Source organism: Arhodomonas sp. KWT, assembly GCF_010993615.1.
On the sequence record NZ_WNXE01000125.1, the window covers coordinates 1 to 7,935 of the forward strand.

Sequence of the window (7,935 nt, forward strand, 5' to 3'; positions counted from 1 at the left end):
CCCCTCCGTACAGCCCCTCTCCCTTCACGGGAGAGCGGTTTGGGGAGAGGGTTTTGGGAATTCGGGGAGAGGGTCTTACGGAGAGGACCCGTACAGCGAACCGCCCCCGCCCGAAGCCCCCACACCCGACAAATCTCCTCAAACCCCCGACAAGGTGCCGCTCCACGTCACACCCCGATTGCCAAACATGACAAAATGCGGCAATTGCACACGGATGTGCAGGCTGCCCATACTGTACCCGTGTCTAGGGCATCGCGCCCGCACGCGCGGCTCATAAGGAACGGATTCGGAACCGTCGGGCGCGCACCGGAGTGGTGGCACGGAACCTGCTAAGTCATTGAGTGACTGGAGGGCAGGACCAGGGCGTGGACCGGGGCAACCCGGTTGGGCACACACGGCCACCCGGACAACTTCAGTACTGTTGAACGCAAATGGAGTTCACCCATGAAGAAGACACAGCAGGGCTTCACGCTCATCGAGCTGATGATCGTTGTCGCGATCATCGGCATCCTCGCCGCCATCGCCATCCCGGCGTATCAGGACTACACCCGGCGCGCTCAGGCCACCGAAATGATCACGGCCGCCGCGCCGCTGAAGACCGCCGTGTCGGAGTACGCGATCGTGGAAGGCACCCTACCCGCTAGCGGTACCACCGACATCAGCTTTACCGACGTGACCACTGACCTGGTATCCGGGATCAGCTGGAACGGGACTACAATCGGCGTCGGTGGTAGCGGCCCGCTCGCCAACCTGAGGATCACGCTCGATCCGGATCTGAATAACGGCTCTGTGAGCTGGGAGTGTAACTCGAGCGGCTCGACTCAGTGGGCCCCGAGCAGCTGCCAGTAAGAAAGCTACACATCCCTCTATTATTCGCCCGGGGTCTCTTATGGGGTACCCGGGCGAATCTATTTTAAACCCGACGACTTTCAGATGCGCCAACTTCGAACTTTCGAGAGCAAGGAAATAACCACAGGCATAGGCCTGTACACATGCCTTCTCGTCACCATGTACACCCTACTCCCCGGCGTATCCGGAAGCTTTCTATTTGACGATTTCGCCAATCTAGCACCACTCGGTGACGCACAGGGCCTTATCGACACCCGTCACGAACTATTCCAGTTCGCGACATCAAATGTATCTGGCATGACAGGAAGGCCGATATCGGTCCTGTCCTTTCTCATCAATCAATACGCGTGGCCCCAATCGGCAACACCGTTCTTGTGGACCAACCTGATGCTGCACCTTCTCAACGGCATCATGGTTTTCATTTTCGCAAGACTGACGGTGACTGCCTTAAACCGCACTGACAATAGCCACCCCCCATTCTTCACGCCTCTCGCATGCGCCGCAATATGGCTTATCGCGCCTTTACATATTTCCACCGTTTTCTATGCGGTTCAACGTATGGCGGAGCTATCTGCGTTCTTCACGCTGGCATCCCTGTCGGCATATATCAGTGGCCGCCTCCGCGTATCATGTGGGCACACCGCCACCGGACTAACATTACTCTTTTCAGTACCGGTGACTGCCTTTCTTGGGTTCTACGCTAAAGAAAACGCGGCTTCCGTGCCACTATTAATTCTAGCCCTTGAATTAACCGTCTTCTCAAAACGCGCAGAAACGCAAGAAAAAAAACCGTCCGAAAAACTTCTGATAGCCGCATTTGCCATCATTCCGTCAGGGCTCATTTTTGCCTATCTCGGTGCAAAAATAATAAAGGATGACGGAACCGCCCGACTCCTCGCCGAAGGCCCGGTTCTACTAGACTACATATACAAACTCCTGATTCCCCAGAGTTCAACTCGTGCTATTTTCTACGATTCCTTCTCAAGCATCCAGAGCACCACAAACACCGAGGCATTGCTTTCGTGGGCATTCATAGCGCTAATTCTAGGCACTGCAATATACATTCGAAATAAACATCCCGGCATAGCACTTGGTATCCTATTTTTCTTCTTAGGACACACAATAGAGGCTTCCGGCCCCAACCTAGACCTGTATTACGAACACCGAAACTATCTTCCTTCCGTCGGCATAGCGTTAACGCTCGCGATAGCCGCAACACTACTTTTCCGATCAAAGTTCAAGACCGCTGTGTTCGCCTCCGCAATCTGGCTCGCCATCTGTGGTGCCCAAGCTCACATGCGAGCATCTTTATGGGGCCACCCCACGCTAGCCTCAAAAGTATGGATAATGGAGGCGCCTAATTCTCCAAACGCATGGTTGCGTCGCGCATTTATTGCCAACCGTAACGGCAACGCCCTAGCCTTAAATATCGCCGTTGCTCGCTGGCACCAACTCCTGCCCCATTCCTTACACCCCTTACTCCTATCCTTACGATTGGAATGCCCACAGGAACAGATTAGTCAGAAAAGAATCCGTGCCCTTATAGAGCTGGCAAAGAAAACCTCCAGCTTCAACGGCATCGACCGATTCTTCAACCCTCTTGTGACACAAACCATGTCAGGGGCATGCAAAGGGCTTAAACTTGAAAACATATACACGCTAGCCCGAGCGCTAATAGAAAATAAAAACATCACATGGCGCCAAAAAGCATACCTGTGGACGCTATCAGGGCGCATACTTCTCAGTCGTGGGTTGGCCGACGATGCATACTCGGCCTTCGTAAAGGCAAACACCATCGCCAAAGACAAGGTCACGTTACAGCGCCAAATCCATGCGCTCGTGGCCCACAACCGGGCGGACTTAGCTCGTAAGCTCTCGAATCATAAGTACTCAGATGACCGCAAAACAGCGTACGGGCCATTTCACATAAGGACAATCTTGGGATATTTGACCGACCCCGGACAACAAGAAAAAACAGGGGAAGGTTCAAACCGGATTAACGAACAGGCGTCACCATCATCTGCCAAGGTTCCTCAATGACCGAAAACAACGCCCACAGTCAAAAGATATCCGTTGTCATCCCCGCAAAAAACGAGGAGGCATCGATTGGCCGAATAATAAAAACGATACAAGATTCGGCAAATGTGACCGAGATATTGGTTGTGGATGACGGTTCCACTGACAAGACCGCTTCGTACGCATTAGAAGCTGGCGCACGTGTTATCTCACGCCCATACAGCAGCGGCAACGGTTCCGCAATAAAGACCGGCACTCGTCATGCCCTGGGCGATATTCTGGTCTTCATGGACGCTGATGGCCAACACAATCCAAAAGACATCCCCCGCATGCTGGAGAATTTGAACAGGGGATTTGATATGGCTGTAGGGGCCCGCCGCAATGGCTCCCAGGCCAATTTCGGTCGGGGTGCCGCCAACTGGATTTACAACCGCCTCGCCAGCTACATGACTGGCCATGACATATATGACCTCACCTCTGGGTTCAGAGCGGCACATGCCGCTAAATTTCGAGAATTTCTTCATTTATTACCAAACGGATTTTCATATCCCACGACCATAACAATGGCGTTCTTCCGCGCTGGATTCACCATAACCTACGTTCCTATCTCCGCCGACCAAAGGACCGGCCGAAGTCACATTCGCCCGATTAGAGATGGTCTACGCTTTTTGTTAATCATATTCAAAGTGGCGACTCTGTACTCACCCTTAAAGATATTCGCACCGACCAGCGCCGGGCTATTCTGCCTGGGTGTCGGCTACTACGCATACACTTATATCACCCAGGGCCGATTCACGAACATGTCCGCCCTCATGCTCACCACCGCCATCCTTGCGTTCCTTATCGGCTTGGTGTCTGAACAGATTACCCAGCTCATGTACAAGGACACCGACCAAGCTAATATCCAGAGCGGAAACCATGGTCGCTGAGGCCGACCCAAAACCACGGATCCTCGTGATCACCCGGAATCTCCCGCCACTGGTGGGGGGAATGGAACGCCTAATCTGGCACATCCTCGACGAACTGCGACTTGACTACGATGTGTATGCCATCGGACCGAGGGGTGCCGCAGCGCAGGCGCCTGACGGCGTAGAAGTCACTGAGGTACCGGAATCCCCACTCGGGCGTTTCCTACCGGACGTCATGTGGAAGGCCGCCCGGAAAGCTGCGAGTTTGCATCCGAAACTGGTGATGGCCGGTAGCGGGCTCACGGCCCCGTTTGCATGGCTTGCTGCGCGGATCGCGGGGGCCAAGGCAGTAGTCTACCTCCATGGCCTAGATATCGAGGCGAATCACCTCCTCTACCGCGCCTTCTGGCTACCGTTCATCCGTCGCTGTGACATCGTGCTGGTCAACAGTCATTTCACGCGCGCGTTGGCCAAGCAGGCCGGCATCGATGATTCCCGCATCTGGATATTGCATCCCGGTGTCGACCTGCCTGACCTGTCCAGTGCCGAGGAAGCGCGGCGACGCTTCCGCGAACACCACGCTCTCCACGAGCGCCCTGTGATGCTCTATGTCGGCCGCATCACGGAGCGAAAAGGGCTGGCTCCGTTCGTCGAGGATGTCCTCCCGACCGTGCTCGATGCCGTTCCGGATGCCCGGCTAGTGGTGATCGGCGAAGAGCCCAACCAAGCCTTACTCCGGGGGGGGTCTGTCTTAGAAAAGGCTCGACACTCGTTGGCACGCCACGGCCGCGAGGACATAGTATGCTTCCTCGGCCCTCGCACTCATAACGACCAGGAGATCAGCGAAGCGTATTTCGCCGCCAACGTTCATGTCTTCCCGATCCAGGACCGTCCCGGAGACCACGAAGGCTTTGGAATGGTGGCTCTTGAAGCCGCGGCCCACGGCACACCGACAGTCGCATTTGCTGTAGGCGGCGTTACCGACGCCGTTCTTGACGGCGTCAGTGGCCGGTTGGTGCCGGCTGGCGACGACCGAGAATTCGCCTCTGTCTTGATCCGCCATCTAAAGTTAACCAGTGCCGAGTCACCCGAAGCCTGTCGCTCGTTCGCAGCCGATTACCGATGGGGGGAATTCGGCAGGAAGCTGCGTGCGATACTGGAGTCGCGTGACGCATAATAAAAGGTCCTCCGTTTCTCCGTGGCCATTTTGGAGATTAATTGGCTGATACCGGCGTTAGCAACGGATTTATGGGAATTCGGATGGAGTTACTTGAAAAGCCAACGGTACTTATCGGGTCGGCTGGGCGAACCGGAACCAAGTTCCTTGGAATCCAGCTAGGCCGCATCATCGAGGACGCGTTCTCGATACATGAGGCGGACGCTATCCACCTTGTGAACCTCCAAGAGGACTTTTACAGGATTCGGCTACTCGGTCTAACAGAAACCGTCTTGGGGAAACTCACGCGCAGGACAGGTACTCGCAACCTGTCTCGCCGACTGCTATCGCATCAAATCAGCCCGCAGGACGCTGGCCGACAGCTGCTGACATCCCGTAAGAGGCTTCACAGGAAAACGGATAGACAACTAATTATCGAATCCTATGGGACGCTCGCCGCGATATTCTCTGCAGCGCCGTATGCCTTTAAGCGTTGGAAGGGGGTTGGGGTTGTGCGCGATCCCAGGACGTGGATCACTTCCTGGGAAGGGCATCGGACGACGAAATATGGGCAAGGTGATCGCGTACAGAGATTTGGCCTAGGTCGTCTGTCTCCAGAACACCTTCAAAGAGATAGCGCAATTGAGGTCTGGCCGGAACTCTCTGCCCGCGAGCGCCTGGCATGGTATTGGGCTACCACGACTCAAATACTGGCAGAGGCCGAAACTAGCTTTGAGGCGGTGCGCTTGTACCGCTTCGAAGACCTCTTCATCGACGGCCATGCCATATACGATCTCGTCGCGTTCTGTGCGGACTTTGGGGATCGGCAGTTCCAATACCGCGATCCGGCACCTTTCATGAATGAGAGGATAAATAGTTCCATGCGGCACGGCATCTCGGACTGGCGATCCTGGTCGGATCGAGACATATTCGCCGTGGAGTTTTTCTGCGGCAGGCTTATGGAGGTCATGGGCTATTCGCGAGACGAGGCATGGATGGAGGCTGCACGACGCGGCTACGGCCGCTCGCCGCTGGCGCGCTTGTCGGACAATGGTGGGAGCCTTCAGCATACGCCGACAATCCGGCCGGTCGAATAGCCATTTCACTGCTGCTTTGGAGGGGTATTCCCTGCGGTGCCGGGCGTGCGGCGCGAATCGATCCAGTGAAGCAGCGTTGCCAGCGGCCCAACCACTGCCAGGCCGGAAATTCGGTTCAGCGCGGCCGCGACGAATGCCAATGAGGCCGGAATACCCACTGTCGCCGCGATGCCAGCCGCGGTAGCCTCAGTGACGCCGAGCCCCGCCGGCGCCACGCCGACTGCTGCGGCAATTACCGTGGAAAGAGTCAGCACGATGGCCTCCAACGCCGCCACAGGATCGCCAAGGGCCCGAAAACATAGCCAAAGACGCAGCGTCCCGATCCCCACTAAGGCCATCTGCGCCGTGACGAGCGCCAGCATCCAGCCGAGTTCCGCCTTGTGAAGCAAGCGCAAGCCGGTGCCGGCGGCCGCAAGCGCGAGAATGCCGCCCACAAGCACACTTGCGCCCGGTCGGTCGAGACCGAGTGCGAGGAGCGCGCATCCGGCCAGTACCAAGGTCACGCCCAGCCAATTCCCGGCCACCAGCACCGTTGCAGCAGTGCCCTGCCGGTAAGTGTTGTCGTCGCTCTTTAGTGCCGCGATTCGCACCACACTACCGCCCGGTAGCGGCAGCATATTGGCCGCGGTGCTTAGCAGGGTAATCTGTACAGCGCGGGCAAGTGGCATGTGTACACGTAACAGATCGGCCGTGAGCCAGAACTGGACGGCATTGGTGAACACAGTCAGCGGCACGCAAAGGAGTACTATCCCCCAGACTCCGGGATCGACATCTTGGAATAGCCCCGGTCGCGCAATGAGCGCAACGGCTAGTCCTCCGAAGAAGACTGCAGCGGCTAATAGCACGCCGGCTCGGCGCACACGCGGGCTCTCAAGGATCGAGGGCTGGCGAGTTAGCGTCCCTATAAGTACCAGCAGACGGCCGACGACGCTCATAGCCGCGCCGCTCCGTCTACCGGGCAATGACCCCGCCTTGGGCACCGCCATTCCCCCGCGCGGCCATACTGCGCCATCCTAGATCGTATGGGAGTACCGATGGAGACAGCCAGTGGGATATAGCGTTCATGCCGATTTTCCGGCACGTCCATTCTGGGTTTATCCAACGGCACATGACTCATGGACTACTGGACTCTGACTTAAATGTTGTAGCTCAGAGGCGCGGTAGCCGCGTATGGCTCCTGCGCCCGCCGATCCCTAAAGGGGCACAGTGCAAGAACTGAAGACGGCTAGGTCATTTGGGTCTGCGAGATTTTTTGGTCGCAGTGGCGGAAATTCTACCCAATCGATCATTGTCGAACTGCCATACCGTCCGACGCAACGCGTCTCTAACGCGATCCAAGGTGACACAACACGACCACTTCGCCAGTGCTTCAAGCACACCGATCCGAACGATATCACGTCGCGCGTGGGCAGAACCGCGGAAAAACGCCACACCAGCCTAACTTGGCATGCTCTCTGCCTATCCGTCTCCCGAAAGATCGAGGCCTATCGAAAAGGGATAAGGGATGAGTATGCACGGCGGGCACCTGGCGCGGACGGAAGGGGGCTTCACCCTCATCGAACTCATGATCGTGGTCGCGATCATCGGCATCCTGGCCGCCATCGCGATCGGCGGTTACATCGACTATACAGGTCGCGGATACGCTCACCGTCACTGATGGCTTACGTAACTCTTTGGTTGAGTACTACAGCCATAAGGGTTCCTTCAACAACGTCGCGAGTGATACGAGAATCACGAACTCGGCCGACCAGTTGAGCGGCACCTATTTCGGGACGAACAGCGTGACCGTGACCAGTAGCGGCACGATGGAGGTCGCTATCGACAGCGGGGTCCACCAGGGGCAGACCTTCACCATGGTGCCCAAGACGGCTTCGGACGGCCGGCTGGTCGGATGGCGCTGCGGCGGGCT

The 7,935-nt window shown here is 56.7% G+C and carries 7 protein-coding genes and 1 pseudogene; 7 read left to right on the plus strand and 1 reads right to left on the minus strand.

Annotated elements, in window-relative coordinates; all coding sequences use genetic code 11:
* Positions 1–444 precede the first annotated feature (444 nt).
* The 5 genes from G7A99_RS25795 to G7A99_RS14385 all read left to right on the plus strand — a co-directional run bounded on the left by G7A99_RS25795 (position 445) and on the right by G7A99_RS14385 (position 6,026).
* Positions 445–849 carry a pilin gene (locus tag G7A99_RS25795; RefSeq protein WP_163141307.1) on the plus strand — a complete coding sequence of 135 codons (405 nt, stop codon included), beginning with the start codon at positions 445–447 and terminating at the stop codon, positions 847–849.
* 84 nt (positions 850–933) lie between these two features.
* A complete protein-coding gene (locus G7A99_RS14370; RefSeq protein WP_163141310.1) occupies positions 934–2,889 on the plus strand; it encodes a hypothetical protein in 1,956 nt (651 codons plus the stop codon).
* Positions 2,886–3,794: a glycosyltransferase family 2 protein gene (locus tag G7A99_RS14375; protein ID WP_163141313.1), complete on the plus strand. Its 909-nt coding sequence runs from the start codon at positions 2,886–2,888 to the stop codon at positions 3,792–3,794. The genes G7A99_RS14370 and G7A99_RS14375 overlap by 4 nt, the downstream gene beginning before the upstream one ends.
* A 61-nt stretch (positions 3,795–3,855) precedes the next feature.
* Positions 3,856–4,950 (plus strand): glycosyltransferase family 4 protein, encoded by a 1,095-nt coding sequence (locus G7A99_RS14380; RefSeq protein ID WP_163141316.1) that lies wholly within the window; start codon positions 3,856–3,858, stop codon positions 4,948–4,950.
* Between the two features lie 41 nt (positions 4,951–4,991).
* The gene (locus G7A99_RS14385; RefSeq protein WP_163141319.1) at positions 4,992–6,026 is read left to right on the plus strand and encodes a hypothetical protein; all 1,035 of its coding nucleotides are present in this window, start codon (positions 4,992–4,994) and stop codon (positions 6,024–6,026) included.
* A 5-nt stretch (positions 6,027–6,031) separates the two neighbouring features.
* Here the strand turns inward: G7A99_RS14385 and G7A99_RS14390 are convergent, their stop codons facing one another.
* On the minus strand, positions 6,032–6,760 hold the full coding sequence (locus G7A99_RS14390) for a lysylphosphatidylglycerol synthase domain-containing protein (RefSeq protein ID WP_205599864.1): 729 nt from the start codon (positions 6,758–6,760) through the stop codon (positions 6,032–6,034).
* 770 nt (positions 6,761–7,530) lie between these two features.
* Here G7A99_RS14390 and G7A99_RS25860 point away from each other — a divergent pair.
* Both G7A99_RS25860 and G7A99_RS25865 read left to right on the plus strand, forming a co-directional pair.
* Positions 7,531–7,683 (plus strand): type II secretion system protein, encoded by a 153-nt coding sequence (locus G7A99_RS25860; RefSeq protein ID WP_305792321.1) that lies wholly within the window; start codon positions 7,531–7,533, stop codon positions 7,681–7,683.
* A 16-nt stretch (positions 7,684–7,699) separates the two neighbouring features.
* A pseudogene (locus G7A99_RS25865) lies at positions 7,700–7,935 on the plus strand (hypothetical protein); the annotation flags it as partial.